Annotated in this window: 19 protein-coding genes, 1 tRNA gene and 1 rRNA gene; 3 read left to right on the forward strand and 18 right to left on the reverse strand. The window is 56.4% G+C overall.

Annotated features, from left to right (window positions below):
* The 10 genes from E5J99_RS14355 to rpmH form a co-directional block, all read right to left on the reverse strand.
* Nucleotides 1-62, reverse strand: a 16S ribosomal RNA gene (locus tag E5J99_RS14355); the annotation flags it as partial.
* Between the two features lie 699 nt (nucleotides 63-761).
* Entirely contained in the window at nucleotides 762-2,066 is a 1,305-nt protein-coding gene (locus E5J99_RS14360; RefSeq protein WP_245319009.1) for a serine hydrolase, read from the reverse strand.
* 190 nt (nucleotides 2,067-2,256) lie between these two features.
* Entirely contained in the window at nucleotides 2,257-3,279 is a 1,023-nt protein-coding gene (locus E5J99_RS14365; RefSeq protein ID WP_135498511.1) for a hypothetical protein, read from the reverse strand.
* 282 nt (nucleotides 3,280-3,561) lie between these two features.
* Entirely contained in the window at nucleotides 3,562-4,875 is a 1,314-nt protein-coding gene (locus E5J99_RS14370; protein WP_135498512.1) for an APC family permease, read from the reverse strand.
* Between the two features lie 142 nt (nucleotides 4,876-5,017).
* Nucleotides 5,018-5,533 carry a DUF2480 family protein gene (locus E5J99_RS14375; RefSeq protein WP_135498513.1) on the reverse strand — a complete coding sequence of 172 codons (516 nt, stop codon included), beginning with the start codon at nucleotides 5,531-5,533 and terminating at the stop codon, nucleotides 5,018-5,020.
* A gap of 74 nt (nucleotides 5,534-5,607) precedes the next feature.
* Nucleotides 5,608-6,297, reverse strand: coding sequence for a tRNA (adenosine(37)-N6)-threonylcarbamoyltransferase complex dimerization subunit type 1 TsaB (gene tsaB / locus E5J99_RS14380; RefSeq protein WP_135498514.1), 690 nt, complete (start codon nucleotides 6,295-6,297; stop codon nucleotides 5,608-5,610).
* Complete coding sequence (locus E5J99_RS14385; protein ID WP_135498515.1) at nucleotides 6,275-6,808, reverse strand: hypothetical protein; 534 nt, start codon at nucleotides 6,806-6,808, stop codon at nucleotides 6,275-6,277. Before E5J99_RS14385 ends, tsaB begins: the two co-directional genes overlap by 23 nt.
* Before the next feature lie 74 nt (nucleotides 6,809-6,882).
* Nucleotides 6,883-8,589, reverse strand: a complete 1,707-nt coding sequence (locus E5J99_RS14390; RefSeq protein ID WP_135498516.1) for a S41 family peptidase — start codon at nucleotides 8,587-8,589, stop codon at nucleotides 6,883-6,885.
* 28 nt (nucleotides 8,590-8,617) lie between these two features.
* Nucleotides 8,618-9,055 (reverse strand): ribonuclease P protein component, encoded by a 438-nt coding sequence (locus tag E5J99_RS14395; protein ID WP_245318998.1) that lies wholly within the window; start codon nucleotides 9,053-9,055, stop codon nucleotides 8,618-8,620.
* A 19-nt stretch (nucleotides 9,056-9,074) separates the two neighbouring features.
* The gene (gene rpmH / locus E5J99_RS14400; protein ID WP_135498517.1) at nucleotides 9,075-9,233 is read right to left on the reverse strand and encodes a 50S ribosomal protein L34; all 159 of its coding nucleotides are present in this window, start codon (nucleotides 9,231-9,233) and stop codon (nucleotides 9,075-9,077) included.
* 251 nt (nucleotides 9,234-9,484) lie between these two features.
* Between rpmH and E5J99_RS14405 the strand changes: the two genes are divergently transcribed.
* The gene (locus tag E5J99_RS14405) at nucleotides 9,485-11,218 is read left to right on the forward strand and encodes a M61 family metallopeptidase (RefSeq protein WP_135498518.1); all 1,734 of its coding nucleotides are present in this window, start codon (nucleotides 9,485-9,487) and stop codon (nucleotides 11,216-11,218) included.
* A 25-nt stretch (nucleotides 11,219-11,243) separates the two neighbouring features.
* The gene (locus E5J99_RS14410) at nucleotides 11,244-12,053 is read left to right on the forward strand and encodes a hypothetical protein (RefSeq protein WP_135498519.1); all 810 of its coding nucleotides are present in this window, start codon (nucleotides 11,244-11,246) and stop codon (nucleotides 12,051-12,053) included.
* Between the two features lie 84 nt (nucleotides 12,054-12,137).
* On the opposite strand, the gene E5J99_RS14415 is transcribed toward E5J99_RS14410, so the two are convergent.
* From E5J99_RS14415 to E5J99_RS14425, 3 genes are all read right to left on the reverse strand, one after another.
* Entirely contained in the window at nucleotides 12,138-12,470 is a 333-nt protein-coding gene (locus E5J99_RS14415) for a hypothetical protein (protein WP_135498520.1), read from the reverse strand.
* 137 nt (nucleotides 12,471-12,607) lie between these two features.
* On the reverse strand, nucleotides 12,608-13,555 hold the full coding sequence (locus E5J99_RS14420; RefSeq protein ID WP_135498521.1) for a PfkB family carbohydrate kinase: 948 nt from the start codon (nucleotides 13,553-13,555) through the stop codon (nucleotides 12,608-12,610).
* A 104-nt stretch (nucleotides 13,556-13,659) separates the two neighbouring features.
* Nucleotides 13,660-13,733 (reverse strand) — tRNA-His (locus tag E5J99_RS14425).
* Nucleotides 13,734-13,876: 143 nt separating this feature from the next.
* Between E5J99_RS14425 and E5J99_RS14430 the strand changes: the two genes are divergently transcribed.
* The gene (locus tag E5J99_RS14430) at nucleotides 13,877-15,292 is read left to right on the forward strand and encodes a DEAD/DEAH box helicase (RefSeq protein ID WP_135498522.1); all 1,416 of its coding nucleotides are present in this window, start codon (nucleotides 13,877-13,879) and stop codon (nucleotides 15,290-15,292) included.
* Nucleotides 15,293-15,379: 87 nt separating this feature from the next.
* Here the strand turns inward: E5J99_RS14430 and E5J99_RS14435 are convergent, their stop codons facing one another.
* From E5J99_RS14435 to E5J99_RS14455, 5 genes are all read right to left on the reverse strand, one after another.
* Nucleotides 15,380-16,672 (reverse strand): T9SS type A sorting domain-containing protein, encoded by a 1,293-nt coding sequence (locus E5J99_RS14435; RefSeq protein WP_167852144.1) that lies wholly within the window; start codon nucleotides 16,670-16,672, stop codon nucleotides 15,380-15,382.
* Nucleotides 16,673-16,964: 292 nt separating this feature from the next.
* Nucleotides 16,965-18,329, reverse strand: a complete 1,365-nt coding sequence (locus E5J99_RS14440) for a T9SS type A sorting domain-containing protein (RefSeq protein ID WP_135498524.1) — start codon at nucleotides 18,327-18,329, stop codon at nucleotides 16,965-16,967.
* A 216-nt stretch (nucleotides 18,330-18,545) separates the two neighbouring features.
* The gene (locus tag E5J99_RS14445; protein ID WP_245319001.1) at nucleotides 18,546-18,998 is read right to left on the reverse strand and encodes a hypothetical protein; all 453 of its coding nucleotides are present in this window, start codon (nucleotides 18,996-18,998) and stop codon (nucleotides 18,546-18,548) included.
* An 85-nt stretch (nucleotides 18,999-19,083) separates the two neighbouring features.
* Nucleotides 19,084-19,767, reverse strand: coding sequence for a uracil phosphoribosyltransferase (gene upp / locus E5J99_RS14450; protein WP_135498525.1), 684 nt, complete (start codon nucleotides 19,765-19,767; stop codon nucleotides 19,084-19,086).
* The gene (locus E5J99_RS14455) at nucleotides 19,755-20,666 is read right to left on the reverse strand and encodes a GNAT family N-acetyltransferase (RefSeq protein WP_167852145.1); all 912 of its coding nucleotides are present in this window, start codon (nucleotides 20,664-20,666) and stop codon (nucleotides 19,755-19,757) included. Before E5J99_RS14455 ends, upp begins: the two co-directional genes overlap by 13 nt.
* Nucleotides 20,667-20,699 lie beyond the last annotated feature (33 nt).

Here is a 20,699-nt window from a genome sequence, read left to right on the forward strand (position 1 = left end):
ACTTGCATGTATTAGGCCTGCCGCTAGCGTTCATCCTGAGCCAGGATCAAACTCTCCATTGTATAAAATCCTACACTCATGCGAACATGAGCTGATGTCGAGTGCTGATCCGACTCGTATTAACGAGACTGTCTCGTTCGTGGTCGCTTGTTTGCTTGCCCCTGTCGCCAGAGGCAAGACTTACCTATTTGTCATTTCCAACTATTCAAAGAACGTGTGCCCTCCCCTGTCGGGAGAACCGTGGACCAGCACCGCTGATCGTGTGTTTTGTTCGTGTTTCGCAATCCTCGTTCGGATTGGGAGTGCAAAGGTAACAACTCTTTTTCGTTTCGCAAGTAAAAAAGAAACTTTCTTTTTTCGCCCGCTGGCCGCTTGAATCACTTCCTTCCCCCTTCCTGTTGAAGCGGGCTGCAAAGGTAACACCCTTCGTCGCCACTTTCCAAACACTACAGCTGAAAAAGTTTCGCCGACTGGCAGCTCCCTCGCCTCCTCTCGATTCGGGAGGACAAAGGTAACGCCACACCCCGCTTTTCCAAAACAAATCGAGAAAAGGTTTTCTGCTGCACTGCCCGCCTCCGTTCGATTCGGGAGGGCAAAGGTGGGGCTTCAAACGGAAAGATCCAACTATGGTATTCCCTTTTTCTGAGGCATAGTATAGCCGAGATATGATGACGGTCAGCATAAGCTTGGTTAATAACCTTTTATCGAAAGGTTATTAACCTGGAAGAATCCGCTTGCTCTGGCAAAAGCCGGGAGCAGTATCAGTCTTTACTGAACGTATTGTGGAGTTGAGGACGCTTTATATAGTTTTTGGCGACTTCGTATTGATAGATTATCTGGCCTAGTCGGGCTAGAAAAGGTAATCCGACAGATTCGTATTCATATGCTCCGTCGTTAATGATACCGTCTTTATTTACGTAAATGACTGCACTCAGCAGGAATTCGGTCTGTTGAGTAGCATCAGCAAAATAGGCGACATCGGCTAGATAACCGTGTGACATACCTACAACATTGTAAATACGCAAGCTTGGGTGGCTACGAGCTTTGGGGCTGCGCCCGTAGTAGAGATATTTCTTGTATGCATCGTGGTACTTATTTGAAGTGTATAATGATATGTTAGAGGCATGTGGTGTTTTATACAAGTAGCGGCGGAGAAAAGCATAGTCAACAGTCGTCAGATTCATCTGCTGGTTTCTGGGGGCTTGTTCGGGAAAAAGGATGGCTTTGAGCAGATCTGTTGCCTGCTGCAATGGCAGATAGTTCGCCGTTGTGAAATCGTAAGACTTTTTCACGATCTGGCCCCCAGCTTGGTAACCGTTGCCTTTGGTGATACGGCCAAGTGGGAAACCTAGCGGGTAAGTGTTGATAGCAGCGGGCTGCTTGTAGATGGGCTCTCCTTGTTGATTGTAGAATATGAAAGGGTTGGTATATCGATTGGCAGCGGCATCGCAGGGAGCAAAGCGCCGGACGATGCGAACGGTGGGGTAGCCCAGGGACCAGAGACGCTCATTAAGGAAGCGTTGGCCAAGAAATTCATACAGCCGGTTGTAAGCGCTATTGTCACTGACGAGCAGCATCCGCTTTATATAGTTGCCAATTGTGTTGAGTTGGTCAGAATCTGAGGGAACTACATACGGAACGGGCGTTTGGCAGCGGAAGGCTGCGCCAATTGACAGTGAATTATTCAGATTGAGTCCGGGCTGGTGCAGCTGGTTGAGCTTTTCTAGTGCTAAGGCGGCGACAGGGAGCTTTACTAAGCTGGCCGGGTTGAAGTATTGGCGGGCGTTGAGGTGAAAATTGTGCTGCGTAAAGTGTGGCTGGTTTTGTTCGTCACGATGAATCTGGGTATAAATGATCTGAACCTCGTGTTCGTTGGCGCGCTTGATGATTGGAGCAAGCTGTGGATCGGCACGAAGTAGGCTGTCCAGCAGCGGGCTGTCGGTGTTGCTTTGGGCAGGCAGCGAAAGTGGCCGTCGCCTCGACGAAGCCGCCTTTGGGAGCGTGAGCAACGTCAGGCTCAGTATAACGAGTGCAGCAGCGCTTAATGCTTGTCCTGTTTCCCGCATTTTCACTACTCTATTATATATAGTGTGTTGACAAAAAGGGCTACTCGCAACGAAGCTGCTTGGGAAGGCTGTCGAACGCCTGCTCAGACATGACGTTCTGAACTGATTATACCGACTTCCCAAGCAGCTGCAGCACACAACAAGCTCCTCCTACTGAAGCTGGAGCCCCAGTGGCGAATTGTAGCGTGATTTATTCTACGGGTGCGGACTGCCGCCGAGCAAGCAAAAGATTGGAGTCGTTTTGGCGCCAGTTGTAACCGGTACCAAAAGGCAACGGGCGGGGCCTATGGGTAGTGTCGGCAAAGGCTTGGGTGAGGGCCGGCTGATAGAGTTTGGCAAATAGGTTGATGGGCCGCTTATAGGTGCCATAGTAGATAAACTTCCAATCGGACGGACGGAAGTACTTTATGGCAATACCGGAGTCATCCTGCAGTACATAGGCGCTACGTTCCAAAATCAGGTTACGAACCTTGGAAAAATAGCTTTTGTGCATGAGGTAGGTTGCCGACTTGACGTAGGTAGTCAGAGGCCCGAGGGAACGGACGTACTGCAGAGCGGCCTGTTTGGTGACGCCGAGTTTCCAGTCGCTGAGGTCAGCAGAGAAGTAATACACAGTCTTTGCCTGCCCTGTCTTGTCGGTTAGCTTCATTTCTACCCCAGGAATGATCTTAGGCCCGGGCTTGCGAATAGCGGCGGTGTCAGATTCTGTGAGCCGGCCCTGGTTGTCGAGTTGCACGTAGCGGATGGCGGTAATCTGGTTATTGGTGCGGGCGGCGAAAAGCATCATGAGCGGTAAGGCTCCATCCAACTCCACTGACTTCAAATCGATGGCCATATCATTGGTACGGAAGAAGCTGAAGTTTAGCACGGACCACAGAGAGGCTTTCAGGGCGGAGTAGAGCTTCGGATTGGCCAAGGTGCTCAGGTGCGGAACTGTGCCAACGGGCTCCAAGCCAACCAATACATACGTTTCACTGGTCGGGAACATGGTGACAACATTGAGCAAGTCGGGGCCACTGAAGGGATAAAAGATGGTGGGACTCACGGCCCGGACGGAATCCAGCTCAGAGGTAGCCCATTGCTGAATTTTGGCGGTACGGGTTTGATGGTAGCTGAGCCAGCTTTTATCGGCATCGGCGGCAAACCCCTGCCAGGCTGGCGAAGACGTCAGAGAGCGTAGCTCGCTTCGGCGGCTTACACGGCTACCGGCCATGTAAGCGGCTACGTCCTGTAGATAGGTGGTGTCGGCGGAGACGAGGGGTTGAGTCGCGGCTGTGTCAGCAGGGGGCGTTGGCAGGATGGCAGTTGGGAGAGCAGCCAGTTCGGGTGCAGGCTTTCTTTGCTCGGAGCAACTGACCAGAGTTAGTAGGAATACTGGCAACATGGACCAGACGAAAGGTAAACGCATGCAGGAAGGGTTTGGAAAGGTAGCGGCGGGAAACATAGGAGATGGCAACTGTAGACGTTTGGCCTCGCGGAGAAATTCCGGCATTTCTCATACTGCCTTTAGCCGTCGGCCAATGAAGTACACAATGGCTCCTGCCGCCAGCGTGGCAAGGCCGTAGAGCGACTCCAGCGGTTTATCGCGCAGAATAAATACCAGAGTCCAGCCACTCAAGGCCAGAAACAGCAGCGGCGTGAGCGGGTAGCCCCAGGCCCGGTAAGGCCGCAGTAAGGTCGGGCGGCGCAGGCGCAGCACAAACAAACCCAGCACCGTCAGAAACGTGAGCAGGCTCAGAATAAACCCGGCGTAGAGTAGCACCTGCTCGAAGGTGGCCGTTAGAATGAAGACCAGCGTGAGAACGGTTTGCAGCAGCATAGCCCGCACCGGAATACCGTTGCTGCTGACGACGGCCAACCCGCGCAGCGCCGGCAGATCTTCTCCCATTACCTGGATGATACGCGGCCCGGCAAAAATCATGGAGCTGACCGTAGACACGAGCAGCACCGCAATGACGGCCCCCATAAACCGCCCGATAGCCGGGCCAAAAATATAGCTGGCGGCCACGTACCCCACTTCTAGCTGACCGGCTAATTGGGGAATAGGAGTCGAATACAGAAACACAAAGTTGAGGCCTACATATAAGAGGAGTACCACGACCGTACCAGCCAACAGAATCCGGGGCAGATTGCGCTGCGGATCGGTAACTTCGCCGGTGAGGTAAACGGCGGCGTTCCAGCCCGAGTAGGCATACGATACATAAATGAGCGAAACGGCAAAGGTCGGAGTCAGAATCTGCTGCCAATCGGCCGCTACGGGCAGGAAGACGATAGGCTGCGGCGTGGCCTCCCCAAAGCCCGCGACGACAAAAACCAACAGCACTCCTACTTTTATAGCTGTAACGACAACCTGCAGTTGGCTGCCGGCCCGGCGGCTGGTGGCATGAACCCCAGTAAGCAGCAGTACTACGGCCACGGATAAGAACCGGGGCTCCAAACTCGGCCACACGCTGGCGGCATACTTGCCCAGCGCCATAGTCGCCAATGCCGTGGGTGCCGCAAACCCCACGGTGGCCGACACCCAACCGGACAGGAACCCCAAAGCCGGATGGTAAATTTCGGACAGGTAATGATATTCACCCCCCGACCGAGGCATAGCGGCGGCCAGTTCGCCGTAGCATAGCGCGCCACATAAGGCAATAACCCCTCCCACTATCCACAACATCAACAATGCAAACCCACTTTGCATACCGACCACCTGAAACCCCAGGCTGGTAAAAACCCCCGTTCCGACCATATTGGCAATGACGATGGCAGTACCGGTCAGGAAACTAATTTTGTAAGGTTGGACGCTAAGTGGCAGAGGCATGCAAGTTTCGTTGGTCAATCAAAGATGCATATTCTGCCAACTGCACCTAGCTCGCCAACCTCATTGACCTTACTTCTCAGGCACAGAAAAGCCCATCAGCAGAGACTGATGGGCTTTTCTGTGCCTGAGAAGCGCCTGAATTTTAGGCCTGTACTTTGGGGCGTTTGTACAGCGGCACCGTGCTGCATGGCTCGCCATACATGATACTGGACGTCACGGGCAGCAGCTTCTGCATAATGGCCACGTAGGCGTAGGTGGGCACCGGAATTGTGCCGCAGCCCTTCACTACTACCTTTGCGTCGCGGAAATCCTCGGCGTTGATGGCGGCAATGGCTTCGTGGAAAAGCTCCTGATCCAGGGCTTCCAGAGTGCCAAATACGTAGCGGTGCGCATGATTCTGGAGCTTGGAGGCCAGCAGCATGTAGGCCCAGGTAGGCACAATAGCGTCGGCCGAGCAGATGATGGCTACGTTTTTACCATCGTACTGGCTCCAGTCGTGGGTTTTGATAAATTCGCGGAAATCCTTTTCGCGCAGCATCAAGCCGTGGAACAGGTTCTCCTTGATATCATACACCACCCGCTCGCCCGGATGAATGAGTTCTTCCAGATTGAGGGAAGTCAGGGCGCTTTGCGCCACGCGGTTGATAAAGTCTTCCATGGTGGTATCCTGAGAGCTTGGATGCAGCGCTGCCCTACGGCCGCTGCCGAATTCTAAGCGCTACATTCTGAGTTCTACGTTCTAACCTTGGGGGTGGTCGTGTGTACTTCCTTCAAATAAAAAGGCTCGTAGTAGGCTACGTCCCGAAACTCCTGGCGCTGGAAAGCCTGCTGGGCCAATGCTCCTACCGCACTGGCAGAAGGCTCGATACCGCGCAGAAAACCCGCATTCGGCGTATTTAGAAGAGGCTCGAACTTCGCCGCACCGTTTCCAAAGAACAACAAACGATGGTGGGCTAATTGTTCGGTCAGCGTATCTGAATCCAGAATGAGCGGGGCCGGGCCCAGCACTTCCTGCCCCTCGTGCGTGTAGAGGGCACTGTATACTTCCATCCGCCGGGCATCGAGCATGGGGCAGAACAGCAAGCCCTCGGCGCGCGGTGTGAAGGCGGCCACTTGGTAAGCCAACGCCTGGAGCGTGCTTACGGCTATCAGCGGAATAGTCAGTGCGTAGCACAAGCCCTTGGCCGCCGCCCCGCCGATGCGCAGCCCCGTGTAGGAACCCGGCCCATCGGATACGGCCACGGCCGCCAGATCTTGTAAGGTGCAGCTTGTGTTATCCAGTAGCTGCTGAATTAATACAGTCAGATGCGAGGAGTGCGACTTTTCCAGCCGCAGCTCCGACTGGCCCACCAACTGCCCGTCGCGGTGCAAAGCTACGGAGCAGACCGACGAGGAGGTTTCAAGAGAAAGGATGAGCGTCATGAGCAGAAGAGAGTTCTTGTATCTGATTCAAGCGGGGCTGGATAAACCAAATCCCAACTGGCCAGGAGAAAATCAGTACTACGGTACCCAGATAGTTGCTGAAGTCCGGCGTCTGTTGCTGTTCAGCGCTCAGTAGTAAGGAGGCAGGAAACCAATGCGTATGCAAAGCAGCAAAAAACACGCACACCAGTGGTAAAGATCCAGTGTTGTGCGCTTCAAACGAGTTCGTCGTAACGTGAAAGTCGTCACTCTCAATAATTGCGCTGAATCCTACCGCAACCAGTAGAATCAGGATATCCAGCAAAAACCAGGATAACGAATGGGCGAAGCCGCCGCTAGCCCGATACAAGCTATTTCCCAGTAAAGCCAGCCAGCTGAAATAAAGCAACGCGTTGAGCAGCACCAACAACTCAACAACAAAAGCATCCCTGATAAACCAAGGCGCTACGTGTGTGGAGCTGAGCAGCAGGAATAGTTGCCAATGTTTTGCGTTGAGGACGAAATCACCCACTGGCGTATTGGTTTAGAGTCACAAAAAAGCAGGCCCAAAACTGAGCCTGCTTTCTATCTGCAAATATACACTTCCTACTTCCCGCCTGCCGTTTTCCGGCTCGCTTCGGGCCGGGTTTTGGCTTCCGATGTGCCGGGCTTCAGCAGGGCAGCGTAGCGTGGCGCATCATTGATGACCTGCAGAGCCGTGAGAATATTGGGGTCGTCGTCGAAGCTGGCTTCGATACCACCTTTCTGGAAGTAGTAGCGCGACACAATTTCCTGCTCCAACAGCTCCCGAATTTCGGGCTTGAAGCGGGTCAGGTCATTGCTTTTGTTCGTCGAAACCTTCTTCCGGATAGCATCCAACTCGCTTTTCACGTCGTCGTAGTGCTTTTCCTCCTTCGCCTTTTTGGATAGCTCCGTCAGGCTTTTCTCCATATCGGTGCTGTAGGTGATATCCTTACCGGTCAGGAACTGCACAAATTTCTGGTACTCGGCGTCGGACAGTTGAAACTCGCGGGCGGCAACAATAGTGGAGTGCTCGGCGCGGTAGCGGGTGGCGTAGTCGAACACGTAGTTCTTCTGCATGAGCACGCGGGTGATGTCGGCAATTTCCTTTTCCTGCACTTCCACATCCGGAGCCACGCCGCCGCCATCGTATACCACGCGGCCACTCTGGGTTTTGAAGGCCGTGCGCAACGAGTCCGGGAATTTACCCAGTGTGCCGTCATCGGCGCGGTGGGCGTAGTCGATTTCCTGAATACAGCGGCCACTGGGAATGTAGTATTTGGCCGTCGTTACTTTCAGCTGCGAATTATAGCTCAGCGGCCGGGTAGCCTGCACAAGGCCTTTACCAAACGTCCGCTCGCCTACCACCACGGCCCGGTCGTAGTCCTGCAGCACGCCCGACACGATTTCGGAGGCTGAAGCCGAGCGGCTGCTGGTGATAATCACGACTGGAATCTGAGTATCCAGCGGAGCGTCGAGGGCTTTGTAAGTCTTGTTCCACTCCGTCACCTTGCCTTTGGTGCTCACCACGTCCACCCCTTTGTCGACGAACACGTTGGAGATATTCACTGCCTCGTTAAGCAGGCCACCGGGGTTGTCGCGAATATCGAACACGATTTTCTTGGCGCCCATTTCCTTGAGCTTACTCACGGCCATACGCACCTCCTTGCCGGCATCGACGGTGAAGCTGCCGAGCTGGAAATACCCGACTTCCGGGGAAAGCATACCGTAGTACGGCACATTATCGACCTGGATTTTGTCGCGGGTGATGTTGATTTCAATTGGCTTTTCCTGGCCGTAACGCGTCACTTCGAGCTTCACCAGCGAGTTGGCCTGGCCTTTCAGCAGCTTGCTGATGTCGCTGTTGTTCTTCTTTTCAACAGCAATGCTGTTGATAGTCAGGATCTCGTCGCCGGGCAGCAAACCAGCTTTTTGGGCCGGATACCCCTCATACGCGCTCTGCACGATGGTCTTCCCACTACGCTTCACGACTATAGCCCCAATGCCGCCGTATTGGCCGGTGGTCAGCGTGCGGAAGTCCTCAATATCGTCCTCAGGAATGTAATTTGTATACGGGTCTAAGGACTTGAGCATCGCGTCGATACCGGTCTTCACCAGTTTCGCGGGCGCTACCTCGTCCACGTAAAACGTATTCACTTCCTTAAAAAGAGTCGCGAAAATGTCGAGGTTCTTGGCAATTTCGAAATACCGCTCGTTATCCGAAGCAGTCCGAAAGGAGGCAAGCAGGGCAGCACTCCCAAGGAGCAGGCCAGCAACGGTAGTTTTACGCATACAGATGACTAGAAGCGAGAAAAGTAGCCTACGAGACAGACTCCGTCGTCCGGACGGGAGTTGCATCGGATAACAAACGCTCCAGTCCTGAAATTAATTTTTTTTCAACCAGCGTGAAAGGCTTTTTTTCCTTACCCGTGTAGATAAATGCCACAGTGCCTACTTGGTGTCCATCCACGGCTTCCACTAAGCGGTATTTATTGAGCCGATAAGCTTCGCGCACTAGCCGCTTGATGTAGTTGCGGTCGACAGCGCGCTTGAAGCTGCGCTTGGACACACTGACCAGGACCTGAGGCGGAGCCGAGGTAGGCGCGGCGGCGGGTAGCCACACCACGCGGAGGGGATATAAACCAAAAGAAGAACCCCGGCCAAAAAGCTCCTCAATGAGCTTTTTACGACACAAGTGTTCTTCTTTCGGAAACGAATACGAACGCGCCCCCGGCACAGAAGCCGAGGCGGGCGACACGGCAGGCGCCGCCAGCGGGTTAGCGCTTATGTTTTCCTTCGTCGGATACGGTCAGGCGCTTACGGCCTTTGGCACGACGACGGGCCAGCACACTGCGGCCATTAACGGATTCCATGCGCGTGCGGAAACCGTGCTTATTGCGGCGTTTGCGCTGCGAGGGCTGAAAAGTACGTTTCATGATATTGTAAAGGACTCAGTGACAGGTAAGGCCGGCAAAGGTACGGCCTTGATTTGGAAAAGGCAACGACTGAAGCAGGTTTTTCCGTCCAAACCCTAAAAACCCGCAACGGCAGGCACAAAGATACGCATCTACCAGCGGCCAATTGTTCCGTACACTACTCGTACAGCAGATGTGCCAACGCGTGCCGGTTCCCACGCGTTACCCCGTAGCTTTGTAGCAGTTTCTGGCCCTCCCCGACCCGCCTTTCCATGATTCACTATTCCGTTTCATTTGATAATCCGCTCACTTTTTACCTGCGGATCCAGATGACCTTTGAGGTGCCCCCCACGGCTACTGAGGCGCTGCAGCTACAGCTACCCGCCTGGCGACCAGGCCGATACGAGTTGCAGAATTTTGCCCAGAAAGTACAGCGGGTGATGATAGAAGATGCCGCTACCACTGCGCTTCTCCCCTCTCGGAAACTGACCAAGGACCGCTGGCAGATAGCCGATGCGGCAGGTCGGACAGTGCGGGTAAGCTATAACTTCTACGCCCACCAGATGGACGCGGGCGGCTCGTGGCTCGATGAAGCCCAGCTCTACCTCAACGGCGTGCAGTGCTTTATGTATATCGAGGGCCGGCAGATGGAAGCATGCCAGTTGCAGCTACACGTACCGGAAGGCTGGCAAATTGCCTGCGGTCTGCCCCAAAGCGGCCCCAATACGCTCCAGGCTACTGATTTCGATACATTGGTGGATGCACCGCTAATTGCCAGCCCTACGCTGGTGCAGCATACCTATGTGGCCCAGGGCATTCCGTTCTCCATTTGGGTGCAGGGGGAATGCGTGCCCGATTGGTCCCGGTTTCTGGGCGACTTCGCCGCCTTCACCGAGGAGCAGCTGGACCTGTTTGGGGGTTTTCCGGTATCAGACTACCATTTCCTGAACCAGATATTGCCCTACAAGCACTACCACGGCGTGGAGCACGCCAACTCGACGGTAATTGTGCTGGGCCCCGCCGAGCTGCTCATGACCGAGGGTCTGTACAAGGAGCTGTTGGGCGTAAGCTGCCACGAGCTGTTTCACACCTGGAACATCAAAAGTATCAGGCCGGCCGAGATGCAGCCGTATGACTTCACGCGGGAAAACTATTTCCGTACCTGCTTCATAGCCGAGGGCATCACCACCTACTACGGCGAATACCTGCTGGCCCGGAGCAACGTGCGCACGGCCGAGCAGTATTTCGCTGAGCTGAACACCGTACTGCGCAAGCACTACGACGACTACGGCCGCTTCAACCTGTCTTTGGCCGATGCATCGATGGATCTGTGGCTCGATGGCTATAAACCTGGCGTACCCGACCGCAAGGTGTCGGTGTACCACAAGGGGGCCCTGGCAGCGCTGCTACTCGACCTCACGCTACGCCGCCTGAGCAACCACCAGCGCAGCCTCGACGACGTGATGCGGCGGCTGTACCAGGAATTTGGCCAGACCGGCCTGGGCTATACCGAAGATGACTATATCCGTATCGTGGCCGAAGTAGCGGGCCGGGATATGAAGACGTACTTCGACAAGTTTGTGTACGGCACTGCCCCCCTGGAAGAGCCGCTGGACAAGGCGCTGAGCTTCGTGGGCTGTACGCTGCGGGTTGAGCAGAACGTATCGGTGGCGGAAGGCGTTTTTGGGTTTCGGACGGTGGTAAAGAACGAGCGTACGGAAGTAACCGACATTCTGCCCGGCTCGCCGGCGGCGGCGGCCTTAACGGTAGACGATGAAATAGTAGCGGTGAACGGGCGGCGGGTTGATATGAACCTGCACAGCCTATTGGCCGACAACGCGGCAAGCTACCAGATAAGCGTATTTCGCCAGAACCGCCTGCTCACCGTCAATTTGGCGGGCACTGCGGGTCAGGAATTCTGGCAAAAATTTACGGTAGAGAAGCTGGCCGAACCCACCCCGGAGCAGCAGGCCAGCTTCCGGCTATGGCTCAAACAGGAATTTTAAGCGGCGCGTTTTTTCAGTCAACCACATGCTACGGCTCCGGGCCCTGTTCTTCTTCGTTTCTTCGCAGCTGCTGCTGGGAGGCTGTACCTTCCGTGGCCCGGCCGAACGGATGCAGCCCAGCGTCCCGACCTCGCGGCCGGTATCACCGCTGCCACCACCAGTACCACCGCGCATCTACCGCCTGGGTCACCTCGATACGCTGGTGCAGCTGCCGGGCCGTGTGCTCAGCATTCATCAGGGCTCCCGCAACGTATACCAGCGGCTGCCGCATACTACCTGGCTGCCACCCGAAGCGGAAACCGAGGAGCAGGAAATTGACTTTGCTGCCGAAGAGCAGCTGCGGCTGCGTGCAGCCGGCCCCAGCGTACGCCGCGTAGGAAATTCTTTGGTATTGAGTCTTTCCGCTGCCAAACCGCTACGCCTTACCAATAATCCCGACGAGGATTACGAGAAAAATATCGGCTACGAATACGTGGGCAGCTTACCCGAAATCAAGCAGTGGCTGATTTCCGTGCGCCTGTACGAAGGCGGCTACTTCCTGCTGGTTGACCAGCGAACTGGCCGACGGACCCGCGTGTGGAGTCCGCCGGCAGTGGCCCCCGATGGGCGGCATTTCGTGTGCGGCAATTCCGACGTGCTGGCCCGCTACGAGCCCAGCGGCCTGCAAATCTGGAGCGTGGAAGGCAACAAGCTTCAGAAGCTCTGGGAGCGCCAAACCGAGTGGGGCGTCACGGGCCCGCGCTGGCTCGACAACAAAACCATTCTCTTCGAGCAGGATTTTTTCGACAACGGCGACGTGGATACCCGCGTGGTCCGGATGCGGGTGGTACCCTAGGCGCTGCCGCAGCAGAAATTACTACGCACAAAAAAGCCCCGCCGTATTACCACGACGGGGCTTTTTTCCTAGTTCCGCACTGGGCTAGTCGGCGTCGCGGCCGGGGCCCTTCTGGCTGCCGTCTACCGACATCGGCTTGTTGCCTTGCGGATTGTTGCGGGGCTTATTTACGGGCGACGTACGCTGGTCTTCGTTGTTGCCGTCGCCGGGCGTGCTATTCTTGGTTGGGTTGCCGGCTTCGTTGAGACCATTCTGGTTCACGTTCTGCATTTGGGTGCCGCCGCTGTTAGAATGGGCTTCCCCCTTATGATTGGCGGCCTCCTGATTCTGCTCGTTTGCCTCGGGGTGTTGCTTGGCTTCGGCGCGCTCCTTCGATTTCTCCGAATTCGTAGGTGCTTTATCTTGATGCTTACTCATGGCGGTAAAAGCTTAGGTGAGAAGATTCTGCTGGTTGTACCGTGCCGGCGGGCAAATGGTTGTGTGAAAGAACACACAAAAAACCCTGCTGACCATGAGACAGGCCAGCAGGGTTTCTGCTAATGAGCAAGCGCTACCTACGCGGGCTGGGCTGAGGTAGCAGGTATTACTTCCACGAGGTCGGCAAACTGCTTCTCGCGGGCTTCAATTTCCTCCTGCTGCAGATTCAGCAGCCGCTCGGTGCCGAACTTCTCTACGCAAAACGAGGCCATAGCCGACCCGTGAATCACGGCGCGCTTCATGTTGTCGAAGCTAATGTCGTCGGTGGCGGCGAGGTAGCCGATAAAGCCGCCCGCAAACGTGTCGCCGGCACCGGTGGGGTCGAATACTTCTTCCAGCGGCAGGGCTGGCGCGTAGAATATCTTCAGCGTTTCCTTCACCTTGTGGAACAGCAGTGCGCCGTGCTCCCCTTTCTTGATGATGAGGAATTTAGGGCCCATCTCCATAATTTTCTTGGCGGCCTTCACCAATGAATGCTCTCCCGATAGCTGCCGCGCTTCTTCATCGTTGATGCTGAGCACGTCCACCATTTCGATGGTGGCAATCAGGTCTTCCAGAGCCACGTCCATCCAGAAATTCATTGTGTCCATTACAATCAGCCGGGGCCGATTAATAAGGCGCTGAATTACGAGGCGCTGCACGGCGGGGGCCAGGTTGCCCAGCATCAGGTATTTGCAATCCTGGTAGCTGTCGGGAATAACGGGGTCGAAATCAGCCAGCACGTTCAGCTCCGTCACCAGAGTTTCGCGCGAGTTCAGGTCGTTGGAATACTTACCCGACCAGAAAAACGACTTCTCTCCTTCCTTGATCTGCAGGCCCTCGGTATCGGCGCCATGCTCTTGCAGGAGCAGAATATCGGCTTGCGGAAAATCGTCGCCGACTACGGCTACCAGCTTCACGGGCTTTACCGAGTACGAAGCCGACAGGCTGATGTAGGTAGCGGCACCACCGATGATTTTGTCGGTTTTACCAAAAGGCGTTTCCAGCGCGTCGAACGCTACGGAACCGATAACGACCAGACTCATAGTCAGAGGAATAAGTGGGGGTTCGGCAATAGGCCGATGTTCGCACAACGGCACAAAGAACAAAAAAAGTCCCCGGAAATTTCTCCCCGGGGACTTCTACTATGGGTAAATAATGGGGCTCGAACCCACGACCTTCGGAATCACAATCCGACGCTCTAACCAGCTGAGCTATATCTACCAGGTTGGTAATGGAGCGACAAAAGTAACGCTTCGAGGATGATTTCCAAAAAAATAACCACTTTTTTTATCTTCTCCTGTAGCCCCTTGTTCCGCTGCCGCCCATATTCCCCGTACCTTTGCTGCTCGTAATCTGTTTTAACTATGCCTGATACGCCGCAGCCGCTCGCCTTCTCCGATTTTAAGCTCAACAAGCAATTGCTGACGGCCGTAGCCGAAGCCGGCTTCGAGCAGCCGACGCCCGTGCAGGAGCAAACCATTCCGCTGCTGCTCGCCGGCCACGACGTGCTGGGCATTGCCCAGACCGGCACCGGCAAGACCGCCGCCTTTGGCCTGCCCCTGCTGATGAAAGTAAAATATGCCCAGGGCATCCACCCGCGCGGCCTCGTTCTGGCTCCTACCCGGGAGCTGGCCATGCAGATTGAAACCCACCTGAAACGGCTGGCCGTACACACCGACCTGCGCATTCTGGCCATCTATGGTGGCTTGGGGCCCAAGACCCAGATCGATACGCTGGCCAAGGGCGTCGATATTCTGATTGCCACGCCCGGCCGCCTGATGGAGCTGTATCTGAAGGGCGCGCTGGTTTTCAAGGAATTGAAAACGCTGGTGATGGACGAGGCCGACAAGATGATGGATATGGGCTTCATGCCCCAGATTCGGGCTATTTTGGAGGTAATTCCCAGCAAGCGGCAAAACGCGCTATTTTCGGCTACGATGCCCGACCGAGTGGTGCGGCTGAGCGAGGAGTTCCTGGAGTTTCCGATGCGCATTGAGGTGACGCCGGCCGCTACCTCGGCCCAGAATGTGTCGCAGACGCTGTACCGGGTGCCCAACCTGCTAACCAAAATCAACTTACTGGGCTACCTCTTCAAGGACACCGATACCTTTCACCGGGTCATGATTTTTTGCCGCACCAAGGAGCACGCCGACAACGTGGCGCACTTTCTGGGCCGCAAGGTAACGGGTGAGGTGCGGGCTATCCATGGCAATAAAGGGCAGAATGTGCGCATCAACGCCATGGAGGCTTTCCGCAACGGTGAGCTGCGCTTCCTGGTGGCTACTGATGTGGCGGCCCGCGGTATCGACGTGCCGCTGGTAAGCCACGTGATTAACTTCGACGTGCCGCTGGTGTACGACGACTACGTGCACCGTATTGGGCGCACGGGCCGGGCCCAGCACACCGGCGCGGCCATTACCTTCGCCAACGAAGCCGAAATGCACCACATCGGCCGCATCGAGGAGCTTATCAACCAGACCATTCCCGAGCTGCCGCTGCCGCCCGACGTGAAGGTGATGGATACCATGTTTGATGAGAAGCAGAGCATGGCCCGCGAAATCGACGACCGCCGCAAGCGCCTCGACGCCGATTTTCAGGGCGCGTTCCACGACAAGGTGACGCCATTGCAAAAGGGCATCGACAAGCGTACGGGCCTGCCCTACGTGGAAGGGCCCAACCGTAGCCAGAAAGGCAAGAAGAAGCGGGCCTCGCCGGGCAAGAGCCAGTCGCCGGCGGCGAAGGGCGCGGCCAAGCTGCGCAACGCACGGCGGAGCAAGTAAGCCAGCAGCTTGCTAAGCTGAATACTAAAAAAGGCCCCAACCATTGCTGGTTGGGGCCTTTTTGGTTGCAGTAGGCGTTAGAAAAGGTTAGTTGCGCACGACGCGCTTCACGAGGCTGCCAGCGCTGGTTTGCAGGCGCACCGTGTACACGCCCGACTTCAGATTGCTCAAGTCGAGCTGGGTGCTGAGCTGGCCGGCCTGGGGCCGGGCCGTGAACTGCTGCACGAGCTGGCCCAGGGCATTGCGCACTTCGCCCGTGGCCGCTTCGGTGCCGGGCACATCGGCCACGACCAGCGTTACGAGGTCAGCGGCGGGGTTAGGGTAGAGCGTGGCGCGGGCTTCCAGGGCCGCGTTGCGAGCTGCAGCCAGCGTGATGGTCTGGAAGTTGGAGTAGTTGGAGCGGTAGCTGTTTACATACTGACGGATATCCTCATCAAACTGCTGCTCGACTTTCCGGAGTACGGCGTTGCTGCTATTGTAGATAAGTATATTCTTTTGGCCGTATTCCAGACGCCAGGCATTATTAACCCATGTATCTTCAGTGTACCCCAGCTCGTTACCATTGGCATCCTGGAGGTTGGTATAGCGTCTGTAGTTCACCCACGCCGAATTAATGTATCGCTGGTTTATCTCCACGGAGCCTCCATTGGCGGCGTAGGTGATGGTGTAGCGGTCTTTATCGACGAAGGCATTACCATCATATTCTTGCGTCCGAAACGACGCAGGCCGGAGCTTGGCCCAATCATACCAGACTATATCGAGGATACGATCTTCGGTTACCCAAGCGCCGTTATCCCATTCCTGAGACACCAAGGAGCTCCATTGGCCATTAGTCACTGTATATATTTGGCGACTATTATTGACGTAGACCCCGTTTTCCAGCTCCTGGCGTATCTCCTCCGTGAGGACGCCGGCGGTGTTATAGGTATACGCACTTTTGGAACCGTAATCAGTTGTCCACGTGCTACCGTTCCATCTTTGGCTTAGCGACTCCGTTTGGTTACCCCGAGCGTCATACGTCGACAAGTACCGGCTTTCGTTTCTCCAGGCGTTATTGTCCCAGCTTTGGCTGGTGTAGCTGGTTTCTTCACCGCGCGCATCGTAGGTATACAAATACCGGGAGCTATTTACTGCCGTGGCGGAATCCTTGTAAAGCTCCTGGGTTACCCGGGCACCCGAGTCATAGGTGTATTCCTGCAGGGAGTTGACGTACTGCTTCCAGCTACTGGTACTTCCGTCCCAGTAATAGTTGACGGCCCGCCTGGGGCGTACGACGGTGGTATTGATGCCGCGCAGCGCCTGGGAAACGGTATGCTTGCCCGTATGCTGGGCGTACCGGGCTATCGGGTTGGCCTCTTTTGCCGGTACCGCCTGAGCCAAGGCAGTAAAACTACCAAGCGTTAGCAGGCCGAGGACGCTTAAAAAGATCTTTTGAGGAGAAGTTGGCATAAGTCGAACTATGTAGTGAAAAGTGAGGAATAAAAAAGCGTTGAACACAAGCCAGCTTAGGTAGTAAGCTGATTATCTGAGTTTAAACAGGCAGCAAAAGTCGCTCTTAACTCTCATTCCTGCAATACCCACAAGTAGGTATTTTGCAGCCTCGCCAAAGCACAAAAAAGGTCCGGCCAACGACGGTCCGGAGCTTTTTGCTGCCACAAGCAGGTAGCGAAAATCAGTTGCGCACGACGCGCTTTACGATGCTGCCAGCGCTGGTTTGCAGGCGCACCGTGTACACGCCCGCTTGCAGACTGCTCAGATCGAGCTGGGTGCTGAGCTGGCCGGCCTGGGGCCGGGCCGTGAACTGCTGCACGAGCTGGCCCAGGGCATTGCGCACTTCGCCCGTGGCAGCTTCGGTGCCGGACACATCGGCTACGGCCAGCGTTACGAGGCCAGCGGCGGGGTTAGGGTAGAGCGTGGCGCGGGCTTCCAGGGCCGCGTTGCGAGCTGCAGCCAGCGTGATGGTCTGGAAGTTGGAGTAGTTGGAGCGGAACTCGTTAGTATACTGACGCTGGCCGTTGTCGAAGCGCTGATGCACCTTGCGCAGCACCACGTTATTGGCATTGTAGAACAGCAGGTTACGGTCGCCGTACTCTAGGCGCCAGGCGTTGTTCACCCACTGTTCTTCCGTGAAGCCCAGCTCGTTGCCGTAATTGTCATACGGTTCAGAAATGCGGTAGTCATTCACCCAGGCTGTGCCGTCGTAGGATTGTATGGTGCTTAGAATGGTACCATTGGCGCTGTACATGATGTTGTAGCGCTCCATGTCCATGAAGCTGGTGCCGTCGTATTCCTGTGTGCGGAAAGAAGCGGGCTTGCGGCTGGCCCAGTCGTACCACACCACGTCGAGCGAGAGCACCCTGTTCTGCCAGGCGCCGTTTTCCCATTCCTGAAACAGGGCGCTGCTCCATTGCCCGTTGGTGAAGGTGTACACCGTGCGCTGTTCGTTCACGAACAACCCCTTGTCATACTCCTTGCGGATCTCCTCCGTCACTACGCCGGCCGCATTGTAGGCATACACGACCTGAGTGCCGAAATCCGTAGTCCAGGTGCTGCCGTTCCAGGTCTGGCTCAGGTACCCGGTTTCGTTGCCGTAGGCGTCGTAGCTGGTGGTGTAGCGGTTGTTATTTTCCCAGGCGTTGTTGTTCCAGTTCTGGTAGGTAGTGGCCGTAGGCCGGCCCTTGATGTCGTAGGCCAACAGAAGCCGGCTACTGGGCAGCGAGGTGGCCGAATCCTGCGAAACGATTTGCGTAGGGCGGCCACCGGCATCGTAGGTATACAGATCTTTACTTGCCGGCTCCCATTGGTTACTGGATGTGCCCCAGTAATAATTCACGCTCTGGCTGGGGCGTACCACAGTAGTGTTGATACCGCGCAGGGCATTGGCAATGGGGCTGCTGGGAGCGGTATGCGCCGGGCGGCTCAGCGTCAGGGGCGTGGCCGCTGGCCGGGTCGAAACCGATTGGGCTTGCAGGCCGGCAGTGGTGAGGGCCAGCAGCCCCAGGGCCGCCAGAAAAATCTTTCGTGGAGAAATAGGCATAAAGTAAATAAATGGGGTGAGAGAATGTACTACTGAGACAAGTGCCACCGCAGAGGTTGCGTGTGGTGGCGGGGAAAGGATAGAATGCTAGACTACCGCCCGAGTAACGGCCCGTGCAGTACCGAAAGATACAGATGCAACTTCAATTTGAGAACAAAAAAAGCCGGCCTGCTTCAGCAGACCGGCTTTTTGTTAGCCTGAAACCTAACCGCCTGACTAGCGGTGAAAAAACGGCAGATGACTGAATTTCACCGTGAGCAGCGTGAGGGTGAAACCCCAGAACAGGGCACTCCAGAGCATGTGCAGCAGAATCCGCAGACGCGGCACGTGCAGCTGCGTGGCAATGACGGTGCCGCCAATGGGACTGAACAGAATGGGGGTGAGAAAAGCAATGCCCGGCATGCCAAAGCGCCGAAAAATGCCCACGATGCGGCGGCTGCGCTTGCTAAAGAGAGGCTTGCCTTTCGTTTCGCGGCGCTGGCGCATGTGCAGGGCCCACATACGGCCCACGCTTGACACCAATGCCACGCTGGTCATCATGCCCGCCACGGTAAGGCCCAGAGTCTGGACAAAGGGCAGACCCAGTGATATTCCCGCCAGCGGCCCGGCGAAAAACTTGACCATGCTCAGCAGGAAAACGGAGGCGTACTTGGCGAAATAAGGTAACACGGCGTTTGCGGAGCTAAGAAAAACGGGAGGCGTAAAGATAACACGTAAGCGCCGGCCGGTTTGGTTCCGCGTCGTTACCGGGGTGTTACAGTTTGCTGCCGTACGATAGGTCGCCGGCGTCGCCGAGGCCGGGCACGATATAGGCCTGCTCGTTGAGGTGGTCGTCGACGGCGGCTACCCACAGCGTGGCCTCGGGGATTTCACGCGTCACGTATTCCACGCCTTCGGGGCTGGCAATAACGGCGGCAATATGCACCTGCCGGGGCTGGCCGAAGCGCAGCATGGCCCGGTAGGTTTGCACCAGCGACTTACCGCTAGCCAGCATGGGGTCCACCAGAATCAAGACCCGCTCGTCGAGGTTGGGAGCCGAGAGGTAGTCGACCTGCACCTGCACCTGCGAGGTGCCTTCGATGCGGTAAGCAGCGGCAAAGGCGCTGGGCGACTGGTCGAAGTAGTTCAGAAAGCCCTGGTGAAACGGCAGGCCCGCGCGCAGCACCGTGGCCAGCACCGGAAAGTCGCGCAGCTGCTTGCTGCTGGATTCGCCCAGCGGAGTTTTCACGGTTTTCTCGGTGTAGCTGAGCTGGGAGCTGATGCGGTAGGCCATAATTTCGCCCAAGCGCTGGAGGTTGCGGCGAAAGCGCAGACTGTCGCGCTGCACATCCACGTCGCGCAGCTCGGCCAGGAAATGGTTGGCAATGGAGGGCTCGGCGCACACAATATGGACGCGGTCGGAAGAATTCACGGCGGAGGAGGGCTTTAGCGTTTCCATAACAGATACCAGGGCTGACGGGGTTTGGTGAGGGCCGCGTAGGGAACGGGCTGCGCCCCGAAGTTGGCGAAAAAACGGGCAATCGACGGAATCATGCCGCCTTCAAAGTCGAGCACGAGGCCAGGCGAGGCCGCGTATGCCCGGATAGCATAGTCGAGCAGCACTATGGGTGCCGCTACTTTTTTGCCGGCCGGCGAGGCGGCGGCAAACAGGTAAATAAGCACCCGTGGCGTGCTGACGAACAACGCCCCGGCCAGCAGCTCGTCGGTGTGGGGGCTCTTTACTTCCAGAATCCGAATCTGCCCCAGCTTCTGCAGACTGACCGTAAGCGCCTGCAGCTGCCGGTAGTGCCGCGCTCTGAGGCCGGCCACTTCGCCACCCTTATGCTGCTGAAACAAAGCCAGCAACTCGGCTATTGAGCTACTTTCCGACACTCGCAGCGGCAGCTCCTGCTGCTGGCTGATGCGCAGACGGCGGCGGTAGTCGGCCGCGTAGCCTTTCCGCAGCGTTTCATAGTCGGTGGCCAGCGGCAGGCAATACGTTTGCCGGGTCGTCACGCGGAAGACGTCAGTCGCAGCCGGTACCGGATTGCCTGTGTTCAGCTGGAGATAGAACTGAGAGAAGCGTCCGGCCGCCACGGCTACGTATTCCTCGACTCGGCGGTGCTGGCTGGCGGCGGTGGTCAGCAAACCCAACTGCTGGGTAAAGGCCGGCTGGTGTACCTGCCGGCCCCAGGGGCGGCGCTTTACCGGCAGCGGCAGCACGGACAAGTACCGGCCTGAGCCTGCCTCCAGCTCCACTACGGCATCCCAGCGGCCGGCCGTGGCGTGCAGCCAGGCCGTGTGGGCGTAGGGCACGGCTTGCGCGGCGGCAGCCACGCAATCATCCCAGGCAGCCAAGTCGAGGTGAGTAAAAGGCAGGTAAACTAAGGA

The organism is Hymenobacter elongatus (assembly GCF_004745955.1).
Taxonomy (GTDB): Bacteria; Bacteroidota; Bacteroidia; order Cytophagales; family Hymenobacteraceae; genus Hymenobacter; species Hymenobacter elongatus.